Raw genomic sequence first — 23,965 nt, forward strand, 5'->3', positions numbered from 1 at the left:
GACACACGTGCGCACCGGATCAACGCGGCCGATTCTCGACCTACCTTCTTCCTGAGCACCCGGGACTATGGCGGGGGCCATTTAAAATATGGTTAACAGCGTCTTAAGGGGAAAAGGTCAATTAAATCAACAGATCTAATGTTTGCCCGCGATTGCCGCTGCCCGGTTTGCAACCAGTTTATTAACTGATTCGCTCATTGGGCACCGGCGGCCCGCCCCAAACCGGCCGACCGCCTTGGCGAGACGGCGATTATTGGGCCGGGGCAGTATGGTTTATGAATTATTTACAGCCGCTGGCGCAGGATCCAGCAGCCCTACGGGTCTCTCTGAGGTGCGTCACAGGGCCTGAGGAGCTACCATCACTCCGTCGGATTCGGATCCTGAGATGCAGCCCGGACGCAGCAAGGCCATCCCCTCCCGCAACGCCTCTGACAAGGCCTACGAGCCAGCGGTGCTGCTGATGCGTGCGCGCGTGCTCCATCAGCAGGGCCAGCTCGACGAAGCGCGCTCTGCATATAAGAAGGTGCTCAAGAAGGCGCCGGACAATTTCATGGCGCTGCACTTCTACGCACTCGCCGAATATCAGAGCGGCAACGCCGAACTGGGCATCAGGACGCTGAAGCGTGCGCTCCTGGCCGATCCGAAATCGGCGCAGGCGCAGTCCGACATGGGCAGCATGCTGATTGCCGTCGGCCGCTTCGCGGACTCTCTGGCGTCGTGCGACAAAGCGATCGCGATCGATCCGACGCTGATGCTGGCTTACGCCAATCGGGGCCTCGCCCTCTCCGGTCTGGCCCGCTACGAAGACGCCATCGCCAGTTTCGACAAGGCGATCGAACTGATGCCGGATCGGGCCGATACCTGGAACGATCGCGGCAATGCGCTGCACAAGCTCGGACGCTACACTGACGCGCTGGAGAGCTACGACAAAGCGATCGAGATCGACCCGCTCAACGACGTCGCCTTCATGAACCGCGCCGGCACCTACAAGGATCTGAAGCAGTTAGATAAAGCCCTGGCGAGTTACGACCGCGCGCTGTCGATCGGCAAGCGGCCGGTCCAAGCAGGCCTCGCCCGTGCCGAAACTCTGCTGTTCATGCGCAACGTCAAGGACGCGATGGCGACCTGCACGGCGGTGCTGAAGGTCGAGCCGAATTCCGCGATCGCGCTCACGCTGCTCGGCAACTGCATGGCGTCGCTCGGCGATGCCGAGACCGCAATCGCCTTGCACAGCCGCGCCCTGGAGCTGATGCCGAACTACGAAGCGGCAATCTCCAGCAAGATCTTCTCGATGGACTTCTGCGCCGCCTCCGACGTCGAGGCGCAGCAGGCCGTTCGCAGCAGCTGGTGGACACAGATCGGCGCGCCGATCTATCGCGCCTTCGCCACTCCGCCCACCAACGACCGCGATCCCGACCGGCGCCTGGTGGTCGGCTACGTCTCGGCCGACTTCCGTGCGCATTCGGCGGCGTTCTCGTTCCGGCCGGTGATCGAGCATCACGACCATAGCCAGTTCGAAGTAGTGCTGTATTCGGGCGTGGTGGTACCGGACGATTCCACCCGAGCCTTCGAAGCGATCGCCGACAAATGGCGAGACGCGACGCTGATGAGCGACCAAGGGCTCGCCGATCAGATCAAGCAGGACAAGGTCGATATTCTGGTTGACCTGTCCGGCCACTCCAACGGCAACCGGCTGCGCGTGTTCGCACGCAAGCCCGCTCCGGTTCAAGTCACCGCCTGGGGCCACGCCACCGGCACTGGTCTTCCGGTGATGGACTATCTGCTCGGAGACCCGGTGGCGATCCCGGTCGAAGATCGTCACTTTTATGCCGAAGTGGTCTATGACCTGCCGTCGATCGTCATCATCGAGCCGCTGCCGGCGCAGTGGCGGTCGCAAGACTTGCCGTTCGACCGCAATGGCTATCTGACCTACGGCTCGCTGAACCGCATTTCAAAAATCTCGGACGCGGCGATCGAGGTGTGGTCGCAGATTCTCGCGGCGTCGCCGACGTCGCGGCTGATCCTGAAAGACCATCAGATCGACGACCCTGCGGTGCGGCAGACGCTGCTGGAGAAGTTCGCTACACGCGGCATCGCCGCCGGCCGCATCACCCTGTTGGGCTCGAGCTCGCGTCAGGACCATCTGGAAACGCTGAAGCAGATCGACCTCTGCCTCGATCCATTCCCTCAGGCGGGCGGCGTCTCGACCTGGGAAGCGCTGCATATGGGCGTGCCGGTTGTCAGCCGTCTCGGCCACACCGTGCCCAGCCGGGTCGGCTGCGCAGTGCTCGCCGCCGCTGGGCTGCCGGATTTCATTGCGCCCAACGACGCGCGCTACATCGAAATCGCCAGCAAGCCGGACCTTGAGCGGCTGCGTTCGATCCGTCGCGGCTTGCGCGACTTTATCCTGCAGCGCTGTGGCCCGGCCGCCTACACCCGCGCGGTCGAAGACGCCTACCGGACGATGTGGAAGCGTTGGTGCGCCACGCCATTCGACGAAGCCAAGGATCGGGCGCTGCGCCGCGGGCGCTGAGCCCCATTCCCGCTAGACGCCCGCGCCGCCGCTGTGCTTCGGCGCGGAGCCGGGGAGGAACGGCGCGATCAGCATCTCGCGCTTGATCAGCTCATCGTCGATCGACGGCAACTGGCTCTCCAGCGGCGCGCCGAACTTCAGCACCGGATACAGCTTCTGCCCCGGGTTGATCTCGACGTTGCAGAACACCGGTCCCTTGCGGGCATAGACCTCGCGGAGTTGCTCGGCGATATCGGCGCTGCGGCTGATCGTGACCACCGGCAGGTCCATCGCCTCGGCAACTTTGCGGAAGTCCACGAACGACAATCCGCTCGGCGCATCGACGCCGACATAGTGGCCATCGAGCCAGGTCTCCAGCGTCTGCTTCTGGATGCCGTGGCCGTGGTTATTGAACAGCATCAGCCGCACCGGCAGCTCGTGACGCTTGAGCAGTGCCAGTTCGCCCAGCGACAGCATCAGACCGCCGTCGCCGATGATGCAGGTGACGCCGCCCTTCGCCTGCACCGCGGCGCCGATCGATGCCGCCAGCGCGTAGCCCATCGCGGTGTTGTTCCAGTCCGAGATCAGCCGCTGGCCGCGCTTGATACGAAAGCCATTGCATGTCCAGGTCAGGTTGCCGCCGGTATCGACATAGAGCAGCTCATTGGCCGGCGCCGCATCGCTGAGCTTATCGACGAAATCATAAGCATCGACGAAGCCGGCATTGTCGGGAGCGGGGCCCGGTCGATCGTCCGGCAACGCGCTGCGCCAATGCGCGATCGTGTTCAGCCAAGCCTCGCGCGGCGGCGCCGCCTCGACTGCGGCGAGCAGCTTCGGCACGAATTCGTCCAGTCGGGCCGCGATGCGAGTGGCGATACGGATGCCGCGATCATCGAACTTGTCCATCTCGCCGCGGCTGGCATCGACCATCACGATCGTCGCTTCGCGCGCGAACGACGGCAGGATGCCGCCGGTGACGTTCTGCGACAGCCGGCTGCCGAGGCACAGGATCAGATCGGCGTTCTGCACCGTGAAGTTGCCGAGCCGCGGCCCGTAGACGCCGAACGGCCCAACCCGCAGCGGATGATCAGCCGCGATCAGATCGGTGGCGGCCCAGGTGGTCAGCACCGGCATGCCGAGGCGGTCGATGAGCTGATCCAGCATCGACCCGATCCGTGGCGTCGCAAGCCCGCCGCCGAGAATCAGCGCGGGACGTTTCGCACGCACGATCAGCGGCAGCAGCGCCGCAATCTCCGCGTCGAGATCGCTCGTCGCGGCCGCAGGCTCGGGCGTGAAACCCGGCAGGGCGTCGGGATCAATTTCGGCGCGCTGCAGATCGTCCGGCAGATCGATCAGCACCGAACCGGGCCGTCCCTCGAACGCGAGATGATACGCCTTCTCCAGATGATAGCGGATCGTGGTGGGATCGGAGATCTGCACCGCGTACTTGGTGACAGTGGCGAAGATCGAGGTGACGTCGGTCTCCTGAAAGCCGAGTTGACGGATCTGGTTCTTGCCCTTCAGCCGATGGGTGGCGACCTGCCCGGTGATCATCAGCGTCGGCACCGAATCGTAATAGGCGCAGCACACCCCGGTCAGCAGATTGGTGGCGCCGGGGCCCGAGGTCGTGATGGCGACGCCCAGCTTGCCGGTGGCACGCGCATAGCCGTCCGCGGCAATCGCGGCCGCCTGCTCATGCTGCGGAAAGATCGGAGTGACGTCTGGATGGCGCTGGGCGGAATCGAACATGTGCACCGCCGCACCGCCGGAAATGCCGAACACGTGGGTGACGCCGCGCCGCGCCAGGAAATCGATGACGTAGTCGGAGAGCTTCACGCGTGTCCTCCTTGCGCGGCTGTCAATTGCCGTGCCGGCGCAGCTTGTAGATGTTCGGATCAGCGGCGAGCCGTTCCATCAGCGCCGCACCGCCGCCCCGCCAGGCATCGTGCACCACCGAGAAATTGCGCCCGCCGGTCGCGGCGCGGCCGGCCTCGAAAGCCCATTCGATGCAGCCGAAGATGTCTTCGTAGGACGTCCCCTGCGCGCCGCTGTCGAGAAATTCCAGCGTGCGGCGCAGATTGACTCCGGCGTCGTCGCCAGCTTCGACGGTCTGACGATGGATCTTGGTGTTGACCCAGCCGGTGCCGACCGCGATCGCGTGCACGTCTTGATACTCGTCGTCGAGCAACTCGCACAGCTTCACCAGCATCACTTTGCCGAGGCAATAGGCCGAGTAGTTGCGGAACGGGCCGTTGATGCCGCCGCCGACCAGGAAGGCGACCTTGGCGGTCGAGTCGTGCGCACGCAGCGGATACAGCGCGTGCAGCAGCCGCATCTGTGCCACCGAATTCAGCGACAGCGACGCCGCCCAGTCTTCGAAATCACGCCCGAAGAAATCGCCGATCGGCGACAACTGCCCCGCGGCGCTGATCAGCCGCCCCCACGGCCTGCCGAGCGCCGCGATCTCCGCCGCCGCGCTCCGCACGCTGCTGGCGTCGGTCAGATCGCAATGCACCAGATGGATGCCGGCATCCGCCTGCAGCTCGCTCAAATTCTCGCTCGACCGATACGAGCCGATGACATCGTAGCCCTGCGCCCGATAGAGCTGCGCCAGCTTGATGCCGATGTCGCTCGAGATCGCCGCGATGATGACGCTGCCGTTCATCGCTGGCCCCCATAGGTCTTTGCCGCAGCCTGGGAAAAGGCTTGGGCGAGAGCGCCGTTATTGTCGGTCATCAGGCCATACCAGGGATCGTCGCTCGTCCTTGCGAGCGACGCGGAGCAATCCAGGGACTTCGCTGCTCGGCGATGGATTGCTTCGTCGCGGAGCTCTTCGCAATGACGGGAAAAGGCTGCGGACAACAACGCCAGCGGAAAATCGAGCTGCGCCAGCGCCAGGCTCGCCGGATTGCCGATATCACGGTGATAGCTGCCGTTGTGGAACGCGAAGATCCGCCGCATGAAGACGGGTAGAACTTCGGTCGAGAAATCGACCACCGGCTTGCCGAGCGAGGCGATGAAGTCGATCACCTCGGGCTCGACGATATACACCGCGGCGTTGGCGAGATCGCCGTTGGGATGCTGCGGCTTCTCGTCCATCTCCAGCACGCGCCCAGCGGAGTCGAGCGTGAGGATGCCGCAGTTTTGAGGCTGGTCGGTGACGAAGCTCATCATCGTCATTGCCGCATCGGACGGCCGCCCCGCATGGGCGTCGAGGAAGGCGCGCGGATCGAACAGGCTGAGATTATCGGCATGAGCGAACAGCGTCGGCGCTTCCGTGAAGCGCTCGCGATGCCGGAGCAGCGTGCCGGCGGTACCGAGCAGAGTCTCCTCAGGTGCGAGCACGATATGGTCCGCCCACGGACTGCGGCGGATGTACTCGCTCACGAGATCGGCGTGGTGATGCAGATTGACGACGATCTCGGGAAAGCCGGCCTCGCTCAGCATCTGCAGCCACAGTCCGAGCAGCGGACGGCCGGCGATCGGCATCAGGCACTTCGGCAGCACGTCGGTGAGCGGCGCCAGCCGCGTGCCGAGGCCGGCCGCGACCAGCAGCGCCTTGGCGCCGCCGCTCACGTGTCGAGCTCCCGGATAATATCGCGGGCGGTGACCGGGATGTTGCCGATCCGGCCGACCTGGCAGGCGGCAGCGATCGAGGCCAAGTACGCGCTGCGCCAGATGTCGGTGCCGATCGCCAGCGCCAGCGCGGCGCAGACGAAGAACGAGTCACCGGCGCCCGCCGCGTCCTTCGGCGCGGTGTTGAACGCGGGCAGCCGATCGGTCACCACCGTGCCGGCGCTACCGGTTTCGGCGTGGACCAAGAGGCCCTCGGCTGCCAGCGTCAGGATGACGTTCTTGGCGCGTGCCTTTTCGCGCAGGGCTTCGACCAGCACGACGAGACCGGAATCGAAATCGCGCATTGCCAGCCGCGCTTCGCGCTCGGTCGGCTTGATCAGCAGCATCTCGGTGAACCGCGAGATATCGCCGACCTGCGACGACGACTGGCTGTCCGCCACCATCGGCACGCCGCGGGCGCGGCACGCCTGCCCGATCGACTCGACCAGCCGAGACGGCAGGCAGCCGTAATTGAAGTCGGAGAACACCACCAGATCAGTCGTCGGCAGCCGATGCTCGATCGTCTCCAGCATCCGCGTCTGCAGATCGGCATCGACGTCGTGCTGCTTGAGATGACTGACCCGCAGCAGCGTCTTGTTGCCGGCGCGGAACCGCTGCTTGGTAGTGGTCGGACGGCTCTCATCGGTGAGGATGGTGGCGTCGACGTTGTACGACGCCAGCCGCTCACGAGCGAAGTCCGCCATCGCGTCGCCGCCGCCGACGGTGAGCAGGCTGACCTGCGCGCCCATGCCGGCCGCATGACCGGCGACGATGCCGGCGCCGCCGACGAACAATTCGCGCAGCACCGGCGTCACCACGATGGTCGGATCTTCTTGCGACAGGCCGAGCGGATCGCAGGCGATGTATTCGTCGACGATCAGATCGCCGATCACCAGCACGCGCAGCTTCGGAAATCCGGCCAGCACGTTCTTCAGTTCAAGCAGCTCGAAGCGATGCCGACGCGGATAGTCGAGCGGCTTGACGATCGACGACGGATTGAATTCGCGGAACTCGCGCTTAATCAGATCGAGAGACGAGAACGCAACCTCACCGGACGAGAACACCAGGCGACCGCCGTAGCCATCGAGCACCGCTTTTTCGGGATTGTCGGCGCCCTCGTGCTCCTTGCCTTTCACCACAACATTCGGCTTCAGCGCCGCGATGAAATCCTCCGCAGCATCGTGCAGCAGGAAGGCGTGGTCGACCACGCCGATGGCACGCACACCTTCGAGCCGCAGCTCGGCCGGCAGCATCCAGTCGTAACCTGTTTCGGCGGTGACGCCGACCACCAGATAGTCGCCGCAATCGGCGGCAAATTTCAGAAGCCGCAGATGGCCGGGATGAACGATGTTGAAATTGCCGGCGACGAACACGATGCTGCGCCGACGACCCGCCTTTTTCCGGATCTCCGCAAGCTCGGTACTGGTCTCGGGATGCAACATCGGCATCACCTCAGCGACGGATCGATTTCGATCAGCGGGCGCACGCTGCGGCGATGCTCCAGATCGTCCAGCGCCTCGTTGATCTCGTCGAGCGCATAGCGGCGGGTGAACATCGCATCGAGCGGCAGCTTGCCGTCACGATACAGCCCCGCCAGCAGTTCGATGTCGCGTTCCGGCTTGCTGTCGCCACCCCAGGTGCCGAGGATCCGCTTGCCGCAAATCAGTTCAAACGGATCGAGCGCGATCTTCTCGCCGCTCCGCGGATGCGAGGCGAACACGCACAGCCCGCCGAACCGCCGCGTGGCGTCGAACGCCTGCTCGATCACGCGAGTGAGGCCGGCGGATTCAATCGCGTAGTCGACGCCGAGGCCGCCGGTCAGCTTGCGGATCTCCTCGACCGGATCTGAAATCGACGCGTCGATCACCGAGGTGGCGCCCAGTTCGGTCGCCATCTTGAGCTTTGCGGGCTCGACATCGACCGCGATCACCTGCTTGCAGGCGAACAGCTTGCAGGCCATCAGTGCGGCGAGACCGATGCCACCGAGACCGAAGATCGCCAGCGTGCTGCCCGCCTGCGGTTTGGCGATGTTGATAACGATGCCGGCGCCGACCGGCAGCGCACACCCGAACAGCACCGCGACATCCATCGGCAGTCCGGCCGGCAGCGGCGTGACGCGGTTCTCGGCAACCACGGCGTATTCGTTGAATGTCGTCACTGCGCCGGCGTTGATGACCCGCTCCCCGCTGGCGTAGCGCACGCCCTGGGTGTCGGCGCCCTGCCCCTTGATCCAGCCGAGAATGACACGGTCGCCACGCTTGACCTTGGTGACGCCCGCGCCGGTCTCGACGACAACGCCCGAGCCTTCGTGGCCGAGCATATGGGGCAGATAGCGATCCGGCCCGCGTCCGCCGCGCGCTTCCATCACCTGGCTGTGGCAAACGCCGGAGTAAGCCAGCTTGACCAGCACCTGCCCCGCCGCGAGCGGCGGCGCCTCGACCGTCTCGATCCGCAGCGGCTGATTGAGTTCATGCAGCACCGCGGCACGGAAGGTCACAGGCATAATGGCCTCCGCTGTGCAGACGCCCACACCATCCCCGTCATTGCGAGCGAAGCGAAGCAATCCAGGAGCCCCGTGCACTGGGCCCCTGGATTGCTTCGTCGGCTTCGCCTCCTCGCAATGACAGTGTCAGGTTGTGCCATCATCGCGCCCTCAAAATGGTCCCGAGAACCAGGTGCCCGGCACGTCGTGCGGGAAGGTGCGCTGGGCGACCAGAGAGGCGGCTTCGACGTCGCGGCCGAGCATCCGGCCGACGGCATCGACGATGTGCTCGGCGCGGACGTGATAATTCTTGGTCAGCGCCGGGCTGGTCGCTTCCGGCACGTCGGGCGCGGCGAGGCGCTGCGGCGCGCTCTTGAGGCTGGCGAAGTGATCGGTGGCAATCCGCGCCACGATCTCGCCGGCCACGCCTCCGGTCAGATGCCCACTGTCGAGCGCAAGCAGCCGCCCGGTCTTCTGCACCGAGGTGATCACCGTCGGCCAGTCCAACGGACGAATGCAGCGCAGGTCGATCAGATCGCAAGCGATGCCCTGCGCGGCGAGATGATCGACGGCGTGCAGCGCCTCCACCGTCATGTAGCTCATTGCCACGATGGTCACCGCGTCGCCGCTTCGGACCACGCGCGCCTTGCCCAAAGGCCCGCGGACATCGCCGGCCGGGACCTCGCCCTTCATATTGTGCAGCCAACGATGCTCCAGGAAGATCACCGGATCGTCGTCGAAGATCGCACCGAGCAGCAGCGTCTTGGCGTCCTCGGCGGTGGTCGGCATCACCACCTTCAGGCCGGGAATGTGCGCGAACCAGGATTGCAGGCTCTGCGAATGCGTCGGCCCCTGGCCCCAGCCGCGGCCAATGATCATCCGGATGGTGATCGGCACGCCGCGCTTGCCGCCGAACATGAAGCGCCATTTGGCGGCATTGTTGACGAGCTGATCGAGCGACAGTAGCGCGAAGTCGAGCCGCTGATGCGTCAGCACCGGCCGCATGCCGTTCAGCGCCGCGCCGATCGCAAAACCGGTCATCGCCGCTTCCGACGTCGGCATATCGAACACGCGATCCGGGCCGAACTGCTTGTGCAGATCGAGCGTGGTGCCGAACACGCCCTTGGGATCATCCGTGCCGAGACCGAAGCAGATCACGTCGTCATCGGCCGCAAGCGCTGTGGCGAGCCCGTCACGGACGGCGGCGGCGAAGGTGGTTGCCATTCCGCCCTCCCTTAGCCTGCTGCCGACGCATAGACGTCGGTGAACGCGTCTTCGGGCGGCGGGAACGGCGAGCTTTCTGCGAAGGCGAACGCCTCCTCGATCTCGGCATCGATTTCCGCCTGCATGTCGGCCACGTCGGCGTCGGTCACGATGGCTTCGGTGATCAGCGCGCGCCGCAGCGCCAGCACCGGATCGCGCAGCTTCCACGCCTCGTATTCAGCCAACGCGCGATAGCCAAGGTCGTTATCGTACATCGGGCCGCAATGCTCGCGCCAGCGATAGGTCTCGAACTCGTAGAACCGCGGCCCCCCGCCCGCCCGGATCGCCGCCACGCCTTCGCTCAGCGCCGCGTACACCGCGCGCGCATCATTGCCGTCGCCGTGATGCGTCTCGAGGCCGAAGCCGGCGACCAGCTCATACAGCTTGCGGCCGGGCGGCTGCCGCACCGACAGCGGCGAATACACCGAGTAGCCATTGTTCTCGCACAGGAACAGCACGGGGAGCTTTTTCACTACCGCGAAGTTCACCGACTCGAAGAACACGCCGGTCTCCGGCACCGCGTCGCCAAGGAACACACAGGAGATCTGATCGGTGTTGTTCAGCTTCATCGGATAGGACAGCCCGACGCCGACCGGCACCGTGCCGCCGACGATCGCGGTCGAGCCCATGAAGCCGACGCTCTCGTCGACCAGATGCATCGAGCCGCCCTTGCCGCGGGCGCAGCCGGTGACCTTGCCGTAAATCTCGGCGATCATCGCTTTCAGGCTGCCGCCCTTGGCGAGATAGTGCGCGTGGGCACGATGGCCGCTGACCGCGAGATCGGTCGGCCTCAGCGCCGCGCCTGCCGCCGCGGCAACCGCTTCCTGCCCGACCGACAGATGCGTGGGGCAGCGCATCTTCTGCTCGCCGTAACGCGCCGCGATGGTCTCCTCCACGCTGCGGATCCGCAGCATGTCGAACAACAGGCGGCGCGACGTCTCGGGGTTCATGGGATGAACCAGTAGTAATCGCCGGTGTAGCCGATCTCGGCGAAGAATGCCTTCCACTCGTCGACGTGCATGATGGTCTGCGCGGTCAGGTTCCACGCCATCATACGGCGCTTCTCTTCGTCGTCGCGATAGGCATCGACGGTGATGAACGCGCCCTTGCGCGCCACCCGCTCGATCTCGCGTAGCGCGGTGGCGCAGTCGTCACGGACGAGGTTGTGGACGGTGTTGATCGAGATCACCACGTCGAACGACTTGTCGGCGAACGGCAGCTTCGTCGCGCTGGCGACGCTGACATGCGGCTTCATGTCGTCGATCGCATGCGCGATGGCGTAGTCCGAAACATCGACGCCCTTCACGGTGATGCCGGGGATCAGCTCGGCCATATCGTGCAGCATGAAGCCCTTGGCGCAGCCGACGTCGAGCACCGAGGACGACGCCGACAGGCCGAAATGCTGCTGGAAGGTCGGAATCACCGGCTGCCAGAACCGCGGCATGTAGTTGAAGCCGCCATAGCCGTGACGGCGGTCGCCGTCGAAGAATTCCTCACCGAAGCGCCGCGCAATCGCGCGATCCTCTTCCGATTTGGTCTGGCCGCGCTCGTCGACATTGCGCTTGGTGCGCGGATAGTTGACGAGCAGATCGATTTCCTGACCCATTGCGGCCCTCAAGGCTTGTGCGCGTAGTCGAACGGCTGGCTCTTCAGTTCCTCGAACCAGCGATCGATCCAGGCGATCGTCTGTTCAATGCCCTGCTCCAGCGTGATCTGGTCGCTCCAGCCCAGCTCGCTGCGCAGCTTGCTGCTGTCGAGCTTGTAGGCGGCGTCCTTGCCGAGCCGCTCGCCGACGATCTCGACCTGATCCTCGAACCGCGCCCCCATCATCGCGCAGATCATTTCGACCAGCGCGCGGATGGTGACGATGCGGTCCGTGGAGATGTGATAGCTGTCGCCGAGCTTGCCGTTGCAGGCGATCCGGCGGGTCGCATCCGCCACATCGGCGGCATGAATGAACGAGCGCTCCGAGGTACCGCCGCCGTGCAGCTGCAGCTTGCGGCCGAGCTTGATGAACAGAATGGTGCGCGGCACGATCCGGTAAAGGCGCTGCCCCGGCCCATAGACATTGGCGGCGCGGGTGAACAGCACCGGAAAGCCGTAGGCGCGGAAATACGAGCGCAGGCTCATGTCGCCGGCCGCACGCGACACCGCATAGGGCGTCGACGGATCGAACACCGCGTCCTCCGTCAGCGTGCCGGTGGCGTTGCCGTACACTTCCGGTGTCGTGACGTGGACGTAGCGCTCGAGAAAGTCGCAAGTCCGCAGGCGCTCGTGCAGCCGCACCGTCGACACCACATTGGTCATGAACCAATGGTCCGGGTTGGCCCAGCTCTCGCCGACCATGCTTTGGGCTGCAAAATTGATGATGCAGGGAAACCGCTCGGCGGTCACCAGCTGCATGATCGCATCGAGATCGTGGTTGAGGTCGAGCTTGCGAAAGCGGAAGCGATCGGCCTTCTTCCAACGATACGGCAGAAACGCAGGATGCGGCTCGTCGGAGCGGCTGATGCCGACGACGTCGGCGCCCTGGTCGAGCAAATAGCTGACCATCGAGGCGCCGGTGAACGAGTTCGAACCGATCACCAGATATTTGTCGAAGCCCGCGCGGGCCATCGCACACGGCGCGGACGCGGGAACGATTCCGGTCACGCTTGCAGGCTCCGCTGCATCCAGCGCAGGTTGTAGTGACGATCCTCGTTCTTCAATTCGCCGCGCTGGAATTTGACGATGATCTCGCGGATCGCATCATTCACCGTCTTCTTCGGCTTGAAGCCGGTCGCCAGCAGCTTGTCGGAGTTGATCCGGTAGGACCGCGGATCGTTCGAGGCGGTGACGGTGATCTTGGTCGGCACCTGCGCGTCGACCATCTTGGCGATGTCCAGGATCGAGATGTTCTCGAAGCCGGCATTGTAGATGCCGCGCAGTTCGGGCCGATCGAGCAGCATCAGATACAGATCGGTGATGTCGTCGATGTGGATGTTGGGGCGGACCTGATTGCCGCCGAACACGGTGATCTCGCCGTTGGTCAGCGCCTGCATGGTCAGCATGTTGACCGAGACGTCGAGCCGCATCCGCGGCGACGGCCCGCACACGGTCGCCGGGCGGACGATCTGCACCGCCATGTCGCCGGCGTAGCTCAGCATCACCCGCTCGGCCACCATCTTGGTTTTGTTGTATTCGGAGATCGGCTCCAGCGTCAGGTCTTCGGTGACCTGTTCTTCGTCCTTGATGCCGTAGACGCTGCCGGACGACGCATAGACGAAGCGCTGGATGCCGGCGCGCGCGGCACGGTCGGCGAGCTGCATGGTGGCAAGCGCGCTGATCTCCCAGGTCAGCTTCGGATCGAGATCGCCGCACGGATCGTTGGCGACCGAAGCCAGATGCACGATCGCGTCGATCCCGGAGAGGTCGATCGAGCTGGTATCGCGAACGTCGCCGCGCACGACGGTGAGGGCGGGATGCGGCGGCAGATCGTTGCCGAACCACATGATGTCGAACGCCACCACCTTATCGCCGCGCGCCAGCAGTTTGGGCACCAGTGTGGTTCCGACGTAGCCGCAGGCGCCGGTCACCAGGATCTTCATCGTGTCATTCCTACTGATAAGCCAGTCCCACGGCGCGCCAGAGCACGGCGCCGACGAATCACTGCAAGTCTGAAAGCAAGAGATACACGCATTTTTGCACGCCCTGATAGGGCCGCGCGGATCGCCGCTCGCCTGGTCCGGTCAGCCGGCCGCCGGCAGCGGCACGCGCTGGCCGCAGGCGAAATCGAGGATGGCATGGCAGATCGTCAGATGGCCGAGCTCGACAAACCCATATTGATCGGAGGCGAGATAGAAATTGATGTCGCCCTCGCGGCGCAGCGGATTGTCGGCCGAAAACCCGCTCAAGGTGATCACCCGGCAGCCGCGCGCACGGGCCGCAGCAACGGCGTTGAGAATATTCGGCGAGCGACCGGACGAGGAGATCGCGATCAACAGGTCCCCTTCCTGCGCGAACAGCTCGATCTGCTTTGCGAAGACCTGCTCGTAGCCGTAGTCGTTGCCGAGACAGGTCAGCATCGCACCGTCATTGAGACAGAGCGCACGCATGCCGCCGTTCTTGGAATAGTCGGTGGCCATATGGCTGGCGATCGCGGCGCTGCCTCCGTTGCCGATGAACATCAGCTTGCGACCATCGGCATGGACTTCGCGGGCCCAGGCAATCACCAGCGAGGCGGCGACTTCCTGCGCGAACGGCCGGCCTTCGCAATCGGAAGCCTGCGCGGCGGCAAGGGTAGCCCGGAGGTGGTCGTAATAGCCGAGCATCTGCCGTTTCGACAGCAGCGGCGTCGCGGCGACATCCTCTGGGACGTCGTCGGGAATGGGGGCGGTGCTGTTACGCGACTGCGTCATCGGCGTCCTCGGCATTCCGAGCCATCACGGTTGCGCGTGATTCGTTAGCAATGTGTAAATCATGACCGGCCGCGGCGTCCGGCGCCAATCGCCTCGGAATACTACCTGGCCCTTGCGTGAGGTCATGACGGTGGCAGTCCCGGGATCGCGTCCTTGGCGGTGAGGAAGGCGCTGCCCTGCTTGTAGGAGGTCGGCAGGTCGACCAGTGTCTCCGCCCGGCGCCAGCCGGTCTTTTGGGTGAACAGTTTCACGCCGGCGCCGCGCGCATAGTCGAAGATCGCCGCGGCGTTGGCTTCGCTGCCGATCTCGAGCATGACGTCCATCGTCGCCCAGCGCTCGCGCGGCAGCGAGGTGATGATCACCGCCTCGTGGCCTTCGGCGTCGATCTTGGCGAAGTCGGCCTTTGCGGCGATGTCATCGAAAGCGGCGAGCCGCACCTTGAAACGGTCGATCTCGCCATAGGGATCGAGCTTGGCGCCGGCGATGTGGCTGCCGGTGGTGTTGCCGCGCAGCCGGAGGAACTCCGCCTCACCCGCCTGCGCCGACACGGCCGCCTCGTTGACGTGGACCGTGGTGGCTCCGTTGGCGCGCATATTGGCCTGAAACAGTGCGATGTGCTCGGGGTCCGGCTCGTAGGTTTCGACCGTAAAGCCGCAGCGCGCCATCACCAGGCTGTGCAGGCCGATATTGCCGCCGATATCAGCGACGTGCCGATAGCGGCCGCGGTTCTGCCAGTAGAACGAAAACAGGATCAGCTCGTCGAGCCCGAACAGGTCGAGCGAGTCCACCGCTCCCATCCGGTGATACGGAAAGCTGATCGCCCCGAAAGGCCCGAACGGCACGTCGGTGCCGCCGCGGGCGAACAGCGCCACCACCGCGCTGCGCGCGGCCGAGGCCAGCGCCGTATAGGCGGCCCCGCCCGGCGCGTGATGCCGCGCCAGCTCGGGCAGAGCGGTGATGATATCAGCGAGGATCCGGTCGGGCCCCGGCGCATATGGCGCCGGCGCAGCACTGGAATCGGCCCTCGGAGCGGTATCGGTCATGCAACGGCGCCGTTGAAAAAGATGAGCCCGAATCACCTGCACCTTACTGCATCCCCGCTCACAACACGAACCTCGGGAGGGCGGCAGCCGGGGCAGAAAGAAAGGCGGCGGGGTCGCCCCCGCCGCCTTCAGTCGTTCGATCAGCTACGCGGCGATTAGCGGAGGAGCTGCAGCACGCCCTGCTGAGACTGGTTGGCCAGCGACAGCGCGGACACCGCGATCGATTGGCGGGTCGTCAGCGCCTGGCTGTTCGCCGCTTCCTCGTTGGTGTCGGCCAGCGTCAGGTTCGACGAACCGGTCTGCAGCACGTTGATCAGGCTCTTCGAGAAGTCCTGACGGGCCTGCACGATCGACAGGTTCGAACCGAACGCGGAGGCCTGCGACCGCAGGGCGGTCGAGGCGGTGCTCAGCTTGCTCAGCACCGCGTTGGTGGCGTTGTTGTCGATGAAGTCGACGCCAGAGCTCAGGTTCGACAGGCCGAGGCCGGTCGGGTTGAAGGTGACGCCCTGGATCGAGATCGTCGACTTGCCGGTTTCGTTGAACACCAGCTTCAGGGTGTCGCCGTTCAGCAGGTTGACACCGTTGAACGAAGCGTCCTGAGCCGTGGTCTTGATCTGGTCGAGCACGTCGTTGAACTGCTTGACTAGGCCGGCGCGGGTGGTCTGGGCGTTGACGTCGACCACCGGCGCGTTCGGCACCGAGAAGGTCAGGGTCGAAGCCAGAGTGCCGCCGATCACGCCGCCGTCCGAGCCACCCAGAGTGTGGGAAGCGTAGTCGTTCGACGCTGCGATGGTCAGCTTGCCGGAGGCGTTGTCGATCGACGCCGTCAGGTTGTTGGACGCCAGCGCAGCGTTCAGCTGAGCGAGCGACTTGACGGTGCCGTTGGTGCCGTCGCCGAAGGTGACGTTGGTGGCCGCACCGCCGTTGAAGGAGGTGAAGGTCAGCGTCTTGCCGTTCAGGCTGCCGGCCGAAGCGCCACGAGCCGCGGAGAACGAGCTGGAGCTGCCGCTCGGGCCAGTGAGGCCGAGGGCGGCCAGCGCGTTGCCGGTGCCGGTGATGCTAAGGTCGGAGGCAAGGCCGGTCGACAGCTTCAGCGAGCCGCTCGTGATCGACGAGTTGGCCGTGCCGTTGGCGGTCGAGATCGTCGCACCGGAGACACCGAGCGCGGCGGTGCGGACGCCGGTGGCGAGGTCGATGGCCTTCAGGACGTCATCGATCGTGCCCTTCTGCAGGTACACGGTCGAATTGCCCTGGCCGTCGGTCTCGACGTTGCCGGAGATGCCCTGGTGGGTCGACGACGCGGTCGGAACAGCGGCGTTCTTGAAGGTGATGGTCTTGCCGTTCACGTTCAGCGTGGAGCCGTCCGCGATCAGCGTGCCCATCGTGGTGCCGCTGGTGGTGCGCTGCTTGGTGAGAGTCAGCGGACCGGTACCGGTGGCGCTGGTCAGACCGAGGTTCTTGAACAGGTCGGTCCAGCCGGTGACGTTGAGGTCAGCGCCGGTCGAGCTGCGGATGGTGGTGATACCACCGGTGACGTCCGAAGCGGTCTGGCCGGAGTTGGTGCTGATCGTTGCGACACCCGACGAGATGGTCGCCGACTTGACGCCGTTGGCCAGATCGATCGCGGTCAGCAGGTCACCAACGGTCGCGTTGCTGAACTTGGTCTGGTCGCCGAGATAGATCGTCGAGTTGCCGTTGCCGTCGGTGCCGATACGGCCGAGAACGCCGGTGCCCGTCGGGATGTTGTTGCCCTGCGGAGCGTCGGAGGTCTTGAACGTAATCGTCTTGCCGTTGACCGTCAGCTGGGTGCCGTCAGCGATCGCCGCGGTGGTGAGACCACCATGGGTGTTGAACAGCTGCGTCGTGGCCGAGATGTTGGCCGAGGCGGTCGCAGCCGCGGTGTCGACGGTCTGCGCGGTCAGGCCGAGCTTGGCCAGCACGGCGCCGCCGGCATTGTCGCCGATGGTCAGCGGGCTGTTGGTGCCCGAGTGCAGTTCCAGCTTGCCGGCGGTGATGGTCGACGAGTGGCCGGTGTTGCCATTGATATCGTCGATCGTGTTGGCCAGCTTGGTCAGGGTCTGGTCGAGACCGATCGTGTAGTTGCCGTTGCTGTCCTTGCTGGCGGCACCGGCAGTGGTGAAGGTGATGGTCTTGCCGTTCACCGTGATCGAGTCGCCCGCAGCCGGACCGGTCGCCGTGGTGGTCGAACCGTTGGTGAGGTCGCTGATCAGGTTGGAGCCGGCCGCGGTGGCGGCGGCGGTGCCGACGCTGAGGACGCTGCCGAGCGCGGTGTTGTCAGCGGCGCCGAGAACGGTCACAGCCGTACCCGCCGCGATGCTGACGATCGCGCCACCGAGGGTGTCGGTGCCGGACGCAGCGGTGCTGCCGCCCGCGGTGCCGTCGAAGATCACGTTGCCGGTGGCAACCGCGTTCGAGTAGCTCTGGGTGCCGCGCAGGTCGTCAGCGGTGGCGCCGGAGATGGTCGCCGACACGTTCGACTTGGTGGCGTAGCCGGAGGTCGTCTGCAGGGCCTGGTTGGCGATCGACTTGGCGCTGTCCACCAGCTTGTTCAGCGAGGTGATGCCGGTATTGGCGGCCTGCAGGATCTGCACGCCGTTGCCGATGCCATCGAGCAGGTTGTTGATGTCGCTGGCGCGGCTGTCGAGCGAAGCGGCGGTGAAGAAGTTGGTCGGATTGTCGAGCGCCGTGTTCACCTTCTTGCCGGACGAGAGGCGGCTTTGGGTGGTGGCGAGCAAGTCAGCCGTGGCCTGGAGCGAAGAAAGATTCTGGCGAACGGCGTTGGATAGAACGATACCGGACATTGTGATGCTACCTTCCTGGTGTGCAAACGCGATCTTCTTGATCGGTCGCGGAACCTTGCCGGCCAGACTCTAAAAATGCGTAAAGGCAGAGAATCGGGTTTAATGGAAGGAATCGCCCGTAAAATCACTGGTTTGTGCAAGATGACACGGGCGTCGAGACGCGACCCGCAGCCTCGCAAGACTACGTGGTTTGCCGGGATCAGTGAGCGTTTAGGGGGACTTGTGCTGCAGCTGCGGCAGCTAAGCGGCGCCAAATCGGTCGCCGCAGGGCCGCCGAAGCGGCGGCCCGCCGTTCAGAGATAATTAACTAGAGAAACTTGACGAGGCTGAGCTGATAGAGTTTCGACGTCGTCTGATACGAGGCCTGGAGCGCGGTCTGTAGCGCCAAAAGCTTGGTCGCGACCTCATCGTTGTTGATGCCTTCGATCGAACTCAGCATCGTCTGCGCCAGCGCCTTGCTTTGCGTTTGCCGGTTAGCCGTGGCCTTGATCGAAGCCTGAGCACCGGCCAATTCCGCCTGCATATTCTGGATCGACTGCTGGCCGGGAACGACCGCCAGATTAGCAGCCACACGCTGGTTGAGCGCAGCGATCTTGCCGGAACTATAGGGATCGGTCGCCGAGGTGGTCACCGCCGCGAACACCGCCACGGTCTGCAACTGCTTGCGCAGCGCCTGCTCATCGGCTCGGGCACCGTATTGCACCGTGATGGCGTCATCGATCTTGGCAACCGCCGTGCCACGGGCTGGGTCTGTCGCCGAGTCCGGCTCACCGTTATACCAGAAAATGGTATTAGCTTTGGTGCCGGCGACTTGCGCCGTGGCAGCGCCGAACGGCGCGGTACCTGCGACCCGCAGCGGCGGGGTGTTGTTGAAGAAGTCGTCGCCGGCCTTGATCGCCGAGGCCGCCGCGAGCGGCCCATTGGCCATCTTCTTCACTGCAGCCGTCAGTGCTGTCTGCAAATTGGCCGCAGTGACGGACGGTGAAGGCGCCACCGGCGGCACTGCGGTCGGCGAGCCCTGATCGATCGCAAAACAGCCGTCCGGCAGCGGCGTCTTTGACGACGCGGTCAGCGTGATGGTCTCCTGCGTTCCGTCCGGCATGTCGAACGTGAACTTCACCGCGTCGCCCTCGTTCGGAATGACGCCGTTGAGGTCGATCGACATCGCCTTCGGATTGGGGGCCGCCGGCGGGGTGGTCGGCGGCGTCTCGGTCGGCTGCGTCACCACCGCGCCGCTGATCGTGGTCGAAACCGCATTCAGCTTCATGCCGAACGGCGACGGCCCGATCGGGGTCGGAGTGGCATACGGATTGGCCGCGAAGTCCTCCCCGATCTGCACGGTTGTGACAGTCGCGCCGGTCGACACGATCGTACGGCCCATGCCGTTGGTACCGACGTCGGCATCGTGGCGTTCGCTGATCACCTGCTTAAGCCCGGCGATCGCCGCGCCATCGCCGTTCATGATCTTGTCGGCGGCGGTCACCGGCGCGGTGTCGGTGATCCGGCCGCCGAACAGATAGCGGTCGCCGACCTGCGCGTTCAGCATGTCGACCGAGTCGAAGAAGTCGAGCGACGCGGTCTTCTGGCCGGGGGTCTGGCCGGTGTTGTCCAGCGTCGAGCCGGCGCTCACCGCCGCGCCCTTCACCTCGCTGTTGATCGTCGCCATCCGCTGCAGCGACAGGTTCGCAACGCTGATGCGGGTGGTGATGTTGGTCATCGTGTCGCCGTAGCTGGCGATGTTCGACATCTGCGCCCGCAGGCCGATCGCAAGGCTGCGGCCGGTGCCGTCGCCGGCATAGGTGTTCGAGATCCGCCCGCTCGAGAGCTGCTGGCTCAGATCATCGATCTGGCTGCGGAGATTGAGGATCCCGGTGCCGATGTAGGAAGTACGCCCGCTTACGCCGTCGATCGCCATGGCTCGCCTCAAATCGCCTGCATCAGGGACTGATACATCTGGTTGATGGTCGACATCACACGCGCATTCGCCGCGTAGGCATTCTGCAGCGACAATAGATGCGCCATCTCCTCGTCCATGTTGACGCCGGAGGACGTCGAGAACTTCTGCTGCAGCGTGTTCAGCACCACGTTCTGCCCCTCGGACAGCTGCTTCGCCGCCGCCGCGTTGGAGCCCTGCTGGCTGACGAACTGCTGCAGATAGCTCAGCAACGTACCCTTGTAAGGCGCCGCATCCGAACCGATGCCGGTCTTCGCCGAGTACAGATACTTGCTGGTGTTGAGCTGCTTGACCAAAAAGTCCGGCCGCGTGGTGTCGCCCGCGGCCGTCAGCGGCGAGGTCGAATACACCACCAGGCGGGAGTTATCCTTGATCAGGTCGGCATTGACCGAGATCCGCTGCGCGAAGCCGGTCATCTGGCTGCCGTAGCCGTTGATCGCGCCGGTGTAAGCCGCTCCGTTGTCGTTGAACAGCGGCACCGACGCGGTGCCGCCGGTCAGCGACGTCTCCGTGGTGGTGACGGAGGCTGCCGTAATCGTCGAGAAGCCAGCGTTGTTCAGCACCGTAATATTCGGCGCGGTGCCGCTGAACTGCAGGTTGCGGCTATTGAGTGCCGCATTGAGCTGCGACACCACCGAGCCGGACAGGCCTGAGAAATCGATTCCGACCGCGTAGTCGTTCGGATCGGCCGTGGCGTTCTGCGGCAGCGGCAGCACGGACGGATCATCGACCCGCACCACCGTCACCGAATGCTGCGCACCGGTCAGCGTATCGGTGTACGAGATGTTGACGGTGTTGCCGGTCTTCATCGACGACAGATCGAGACTGAAGCCCGCCTGGGTACCGGAGGTGACCGCCGTGCCGGCCGTCGTCTTGTCCGACAGCGCGCTCGACAGCGAGGCGGCGAACTGATCGAGCTGGGTCTGCGCCTGCACCAGGGTCTTGTCGCGCAGCTCGACATAGGCTGCCAGCTTGCCGGATTTCAGCGAGCTGGTCAGATCGGACGAGGAGCCGTTGGCGTAACCGACCCGGATCGAGCCGAGATCGCTGATTGCCGTGTTTGGATTCCACACCGTGGTCGGCGAAACCGTGCCCTGCGCATTGAAGCTCAGGGTCGCCGCCTCCATGCCGACCAGTTGCACGCCGGAGCCCGTGAACACCGTCACCTGATTGGCGCCGTTGGTGACGACACGGATGTCCATCAGTTGCGACAACTGATTGATCGCCTTATCGCGCTGATCGAGCATCGCCGAGGTCGCCGCATCGGTCGATGTGCCGCCGAGCGGATTGGCCTGGATGTGGGTGTTGATGTTGGCGATCTGCTGCATCAAGTTGTTCGCGGTGGTTACCGCGTCGGCGATGCCGGTCTCGCAACCGGCGCGCAGCGTTTGGATGCCGTTCGACGTCGAATTCAGATTGCTGGAAATTGCCTGCGCGGCGTTCAGCACGGCAATCCGCGCAGAGGTGCTGTCCGGGCTGGTCGCCAGCGCCTGCAGCGCGGTGGTGAGGCCGTTATAGGAGTCTTCGAGCGTGCCGGTGGAATTCGGATCGCCGAACAGCCCCTGCAGCTGCTTCAGAAAGTCCGATCGCAGCGACGCGTAGGCGCCTCCTGAGGTCTCGGTTCGAAGCTGCGCCAGGATGTAGTCGTCGAGCTGACGGTCGACGCCGACGACCTTGACGCTGGTTCCGGTCTCCCCCGCATTCACCGCCGACTGGTTGACCGTCTTGCGGACATAGCCGGGCGTCTCGGCGTTGGCGACGTTGGATGACACCAGCGACATCGTCGCCTGGTTCACCCGAAGGCCGGCCATTGCAATTGCGAGTGCGTCTCCGAGACTCATGACTACCTACCCGGGGTTTGGAGGGCGGACCGCACCGCCTAGCGCATCACGTTGAGCAGATCCTGCACCATGGTGTTGGCCGTGGTGATCACCTTGGTGTTCGCCGAGTAAGCCTGCTGCGTCACGATCAGCTTGGTGAATTCGTCAGCGATGTCGGTGTTCGACGATTCGAGCGATGAGCCCGACACCGAGCCGCCCTTGCCGTACAGAGGCTGGCCGGATTCATTGGTGATTTCGAATGCGCCGCCATCGGTGCGCTTGAGGAAATTCGCACCGTTGAAGGTCGCGACCGAAACTTCGGCGAGGTCGATATTGCGGCCGTTGGAATAGGCACCAACCACGCGGCCGTCATTACTGACCGACACGCTGACGAGCTGGCCGGCCGAGTAGCCGTCCTGCTGCAGCTGGTTGACCTGGACGTTGCCGTTGGTGTCGGAAAACTGCGTCAGACCGCCGGTGCCGAACGCCATCGTCACGTCGCCCAGCGACACACCCGAAACCGTCAGACCGGTCAGCGTGATCTGGCCGATCACCGGGCTCATCTGGCCGTTGGAGGCAAAGGTGAAGTTGGTGTTGACGTTCTGCCACGCGGTCTGCGTGCCGGTGGCGTTCGGATTGACCTGATAGAACAGGTTCCAGACGTCGGTGTGGCCGGTGCCGAGGGTAGCGGAGTCAACCTTGGCCCAACGGAACTGCACGTTCACCGGGGCGCCGTTGCCGTCGTATGCGGTGGTGGAGCCACCCGAGACCGACTCGTCGAGGAACGTCTGGTTGTCGACGCCGGTCACCTTGCCGGTGCCGACCGAACCGCCGCCGTTCCGAACCACGTTGACAGGGCTGGTGAGACCGAGCGAAGCGAACGCCGCGGCGCCGGACGTGATGGCCAGATCGCTGGCGACGCCGGTGTGCAGCACCACCGCGCCGGAGGTCACGGTCGAAGCCGCACCGCCGGCCGAGATCGCGTCGATCTTGCTCAACAGATTGGCGATCGTGGAGTCGATCGGGATGTGGGTCGCGTCGTCGGTGCCGCCCGAAGCCGTGAAGGTAATGGCCGTGCCGTTCACCGTGATGGTGTTGCCCACTGCGAAGTCGACGCCGATCGAGTCGCTACCCGCCACGCCGCTCAGCTTGGTCGCGCCGGTGATCGGGACACCCTGCTTGTTGTTGATCTGCAGGCCGGTCTTGGAGTTGTCGCTGAACGGGGGCGGAGTCGTACCGAGGACCTGCGGGTTGGTAGCGAAGTCAGCCGCGCGCAGCAGTTCCGAGCCAGGGATCGACTTGTCGTGCTTAGTGGTCAGCGGATAGGAGGCCAGGTTGGCGCGGTAGCTGATCTTGGTGGTGGCCTGCGAGGGCAGGAAGTCGTTCTGGAACTTCAGGACGCCCGGGCTGCCGCCGACCGGGTTGCCGGTGGTCGGGTCGATCTTGACGCCTTCCAGATAGTAGCCGGCGCCATTCACCAGATAGCCGTTCTTGTCGAGCGAGAAGTCCCCGCGGCGGGTGAAGTTGTCGACGCCCGGGAAGATCGGGTTGTTGTCGCTGAACGAGCTCGGCTTCTGCACCACGAAGAAGCCTTCGCCATTGATCGCCATGTAGGTCGACACCGAGGCGGACTGCACCGAGCCCTGCGTGGTGTTGGTCAGGCGCGATCCCGCAGTCACCGAGCCGGCGAGCTGCTGGTTGTTGCCGGCCTGCGGGATCAGATCCAGGAACGAGGTGTCGATGCGCTTGAATGCCGTGGTCTGCGAGTTGGCGATGTTTCCGGAGATGTTCTCCAGCGCATAGGAGTTGGAGCGCAGGCCCGCGACCGACGTGGTGAGAGCGCCGAAAATACCCATTACTGACTTCTCCCGATGCGGCCGCCCCGTGGCGGCTGTTGACAGCAAGATCCAATGAGGCTTCCCGCAAGCCTCGTGCCAACGAACAAACCAACGTCATTTCAAAGAGTTGGAGATTAGCAACGGGTCCTGAGGCCGGGGCGGTTTTGCCGGGTCGGGCAACTATTGCCGAGACCATTTGGCGAAAGGGGTCCCTCTGAC

17 protein-coding genes are annotated in these 23,965 nt (G+C 64.6%); 1 reads left to right on the top strand and 16 read right to left on the bottom strand.

The features are described 5' to 3' along the window. The first annotated feature begins 385 nt into the window (after positions 1-385). Entirely contained in the window at positions 386-2,533 is a 2,148-nt protein-coding gene (locus LRC39_RS20035) for a tetratricopeptide repeat protein (RefSeq protein ID WP_346295403.1), read from the top strand. Between the two features lie 12 nt (positions 2,534-2,545). Here LRC39_RS20035 and LRC39_RS20040 read toward each other — a convergent pair whose 3' ends face one another. The 16 genes from LRC39_RS20040 to LRC39_RS20115 form a co-directional block, all read right to left on the bottom strand. Then, complete coding sequence (locus LRC39_RS20040) at positions 2,546-4,348, bottom strand: thiamine pyrophosphate-binding protein (protein ID WP_346295404.1); 1,803 nt, start codon at positions 4,346-4,348, stop codon at positions 2,546-2,548. 22 nt (positions 4,349-4,370) lie between these two features. Further along, on the bottom strand, positions 4,371-5,177 hold the full coding sequence (locus LRC39_RS20045; RefSeq protein WP_346295405.1) for an SDR family NAD(P)-dependent oxidoreductase: 807 nt from the start codon (positions 5,175-5,177) through the stop codon (positions 4,371-4,373). Further along, positions 5,174-6,088 (bottom strand): nucleotidyltransferase family protein, encoded by a 915-nt coding sequence (locus LRC39_RS20050; protein ID WP_346295406.1) that lies wholly within the window; start codon positions 6,086-6,088, stop codon positions 5,174-5,176. Before LRC39_RS20050 ends, LRC39_RS20045 begins: the two co-directional genes overlap by 4 nt. After that, the gene (locus tag LRC39_RS20055) at positions 6,085-7,569 is read right to left on the bottom strand and encodes a PfkB family carbohydrate kinase (protein ID WP_346295407.1); all 1,485 of its coding nucleotides are present in this window, start codon (positions 7,567-7,569) and stop codon (positions 6,085-6,087) included. The genes LRC39_RS20050 and LRC39_RS20055 overlap by 4 nt, the downstream gene beginning before the upstream one ends. Positions 7,570-7,574: 5 nt before the next feature. Next, positions 7,575-8,630, bottom strand: coding sequence for a zinc-binding dehydrogenase (locus LRC39_RS20060; RefSeq protein ID WP_346295408.1), 1,056 nt, complete (start codon positions 8,628-8,630; stop codon positions 7,575-7,577). 150 nt (positions 8,631-8,780) lie between these two features. Continuing rightward, positions 8,781-9,833: an alpha-ketoacid dehydrogenase subunit beta gene (locus LRC39_RS20065; protein WP_346295409.1), complete on the bottom strand. Its 1,053-nt coding sequence runs from the start codon at positions 9,831-9,833 to the stop codon at positions 8,781-8,783. An 11-nt stretch (positions 9,834-9,844) separates the two neighbouring features. After that, on the bottom strand, positions 9,845-10,822 hold the full coding sequence (locus tag LRC39_RS20070) for a thiamine pyrophosphate-dependent dehydrogenase E1 component subunit alpha (RefSeq protein ID WP_346295410.1): 978 nt from the start codon (positions 10,820-10,822) through the stop codon (positions 9,845-9,847). Then, positions 10,819-11,478, bottom strand: a complete 660-nt coding sequence (locus LRC39_RS20075; RefSeq protein WP_346295411.1) for a class I SAM-dependent methyltransferase — start codon at positions 11,476-11,478, stop codon at positions 10,819-10,821. Before LRC39_RS20075 ends, LRC39_RS20070 begins: the two co-directional genes overlap by 4 nt. Positions 11,479-11,486: 8 nt before the next feature. Continuing rightward, positions 11,487-12,524, bottom strand: coding sequence for a GDP-mannose 4,6-dehydratase (locus LRC39_RS20080; RefSeq protein WP_346295412.1), 1,038 nt, complete (start codon positions 12,522-12,524; stop codon positions 11,487-11,489). After that, complete coding sequence (locus LRC39_RS20085) at positions 12,521-13,459, bottom strand: NAD-dependent epimerase/dehydratase family protein (protein WP_346295413.1); 939 nt, start codon at positions 13,457-13,459, stop codon at positions 12,521-12,523. Before LRC39_RS20085 ends, LRC39_RS20080 begins: the two co-directional genes overlap by 4 nt. Positions 13,460-13,600: 141 nt before the next feature. Beyond that, positions 13,601-14,269: an SIS domain-containing protein gene (locus LRC39_RS20090; RefSeq protein ID WP_011159463.1), complete on the bottom strand. Its 669-nt coding sequence runs from the start codon at positions 14,267-14,269 to the stop codon at positions 13,601-13,603. Positions 14,270-14,391: 122 nt separating this feature from the next. After that, a complete protein-coding gene (locus LRC39_RS20095) occupies positions 14,392-15,312 on the bottom strand; it encodes an FkbM family methyltransferase (protein WP_346295414.1) in 921 nt (306 codons plus the stop codon). Positions 15,313-15,467: 155 nt separating this feature from the next. Next, entirely contained in the window at positions 15,468-18,134 is a 2,667-nt protein-coding gene (locus LRC39_RS20100) for a DUF1522 domain-containing protein (RefSeq protein WP_346295415.1), read from the bottom strand. A gap of 307 nt (positions 18,135-18,441) precedes the next feature. Continuing rightward, complete coding sequence (locus LRC39_RS20105) at positions 18,442-20,049, bottom strand: flagellar biosynthesis protein FlgL (RefSeq protein WP_346295416.1); 1,608 nt, start codon at positions 20,047-20,049, stop codon at positions 18,442-18,444. An 8-nt stretch (positions 20,050-20,057) separates the two neighbouring features. Next, entirely contained in the window at positions 20,058-21,929 is a 1,872-nt protein-coding gene (flgK, locus tag LRC39_RS20110) for a flagellar hook-associated protein FlgK (RefSeq protein WP_346295417.1), read from the bottom strand. A 38-nt stretch (positions 21,930-21,967) separates the two neighbouring features. Next, positions 21,968-23,764, bottom strand: coding sequence for a flagellar hook-basal body complex protein (locus LRC39_RS20115; RefSeq protein WP_346295418.1), 1,797 nt, complete (start codon positions 23,762-23,764; stop codon positions 21,968-21,970). Between the last annotated feature and the right edge of the window lie 201 nt (positions 23,765-23,965).

Origin of the sequence: Rhodopseudomonas sp. P1 (genome assembly GCF_039642825.1) — a bacterium.
In the GTDB taxonomy this organism is placed as follows: Bacteria; Pseudomonadota; Alphaproteobacteria; order Rhizobiales; family Xanthobacteraceae; genus Rhodopseudomonas; species Rhodopseudomonas palustris_H.

Excerpts from the sequence above, each read along its gene's own strand:
- LRC39_RS20035 (WP_346295403.1), top strand. The coding sequence starts at position 386 with ATGCAGCCCGGACGCAGCAAGGCCATCCCCTCCCGCAACGCCTCTGAC.
- LRC39_RS20045 (WP_346295405.1), bottom strand. The coding sequence starts at position 5,177 with ATGAACGGCAGCGTCATCATCGCGGCGATCTCGAGCGACATCGGCATC.
- LRC39_RS20055 (WP_346295407.1), bottom strand. The coding sequence starts at position 7,569 with ATGTTGCATCCCGAGACCAGTACCGAGCTTGCGGAGATCCGGAAAAAG.
- LRC39_RS20060 (WP_346295408.1), bottom strand. The coding sequence starts at position 8,630 with ATGCCTGTGACCTTCCGTGCCGCGGTGCTGCATGAACTCAATCAGCCG.
- LRC39_RS20065 (WP_346295409.1), bottom strand. The coding sequence starts at position 9,833 with ATGGCAACCACCTTCGCCGCCGCCGTCCGTGACGGGCTCGCCACAGCG.
- LRC39_RS20070 (WP_346295410.1), bottom strand. The coding sequence starts at position 10,822 with ATGAACCCCGAGACGTCGCGCCGCCTGTTGTTCGACATGCTGCGGATC.
- LRC39_RS20075 (WP_346295411.1), bottom strand. The coding sequence starts at position 11,478 with ATGGGTCAGGAAATCGATCTGCTCGTCAACTATCCGCGCACCAAGCGC.
- LRC39_RS20085 (WP_346295413.1), bottom strand. The coding sequence starts at position 13,459 with ATGAAGATCCTGGTGACCGGCGCCTGCGGCTACGTCGGAACCACACTG.
- LRC39_RS20090 (WP_011159463.1), bottom strand. The coding sequence starts at position 14,269 with ATGACGCAGTCGCGTAACAGCACCGCCCCCATTCCCGACGACGTCCCA.
- LRC39_RS20095 (WP_346295414.1), bottom strand. The coding sequence starts at position 15,312 with ATGACCGATACCGCTCCGAGGGCCGATTCCAGTGCTGCGCCGGCGCCA.
- LRC39_RS20100 (WP_346295415.1), bottom strand. The coding sequence starts at position 18,134 with ATGTCCGGTATCGTTCTATCCAACGCCGTTCGCCAGAATCTTTCTTCG.
- LRC39_RS20105 (WP_346295416.1), bottom strand. The coding sequence starts at position 20,049 with ATGGCGATCGACGGCGTAAGCGGGCGTACTTCCTACATCGGCACCGGG.
- flgK (WP_346295417.1), bottom strand. The coding sequence starts at position 21,929 with ATGAGTCTCGGAGACGCACTCGCAATTGCAATGGCCGGCCTTCGGGTG.
- LRC39_RS20115 (WP_346295418.1), bottom strand. The coding sequence starts at position 23,764 with ATGGGTATTTTCGGCGCTCTCACCACGTCGGTCGCGGGCCTGCGCTCC.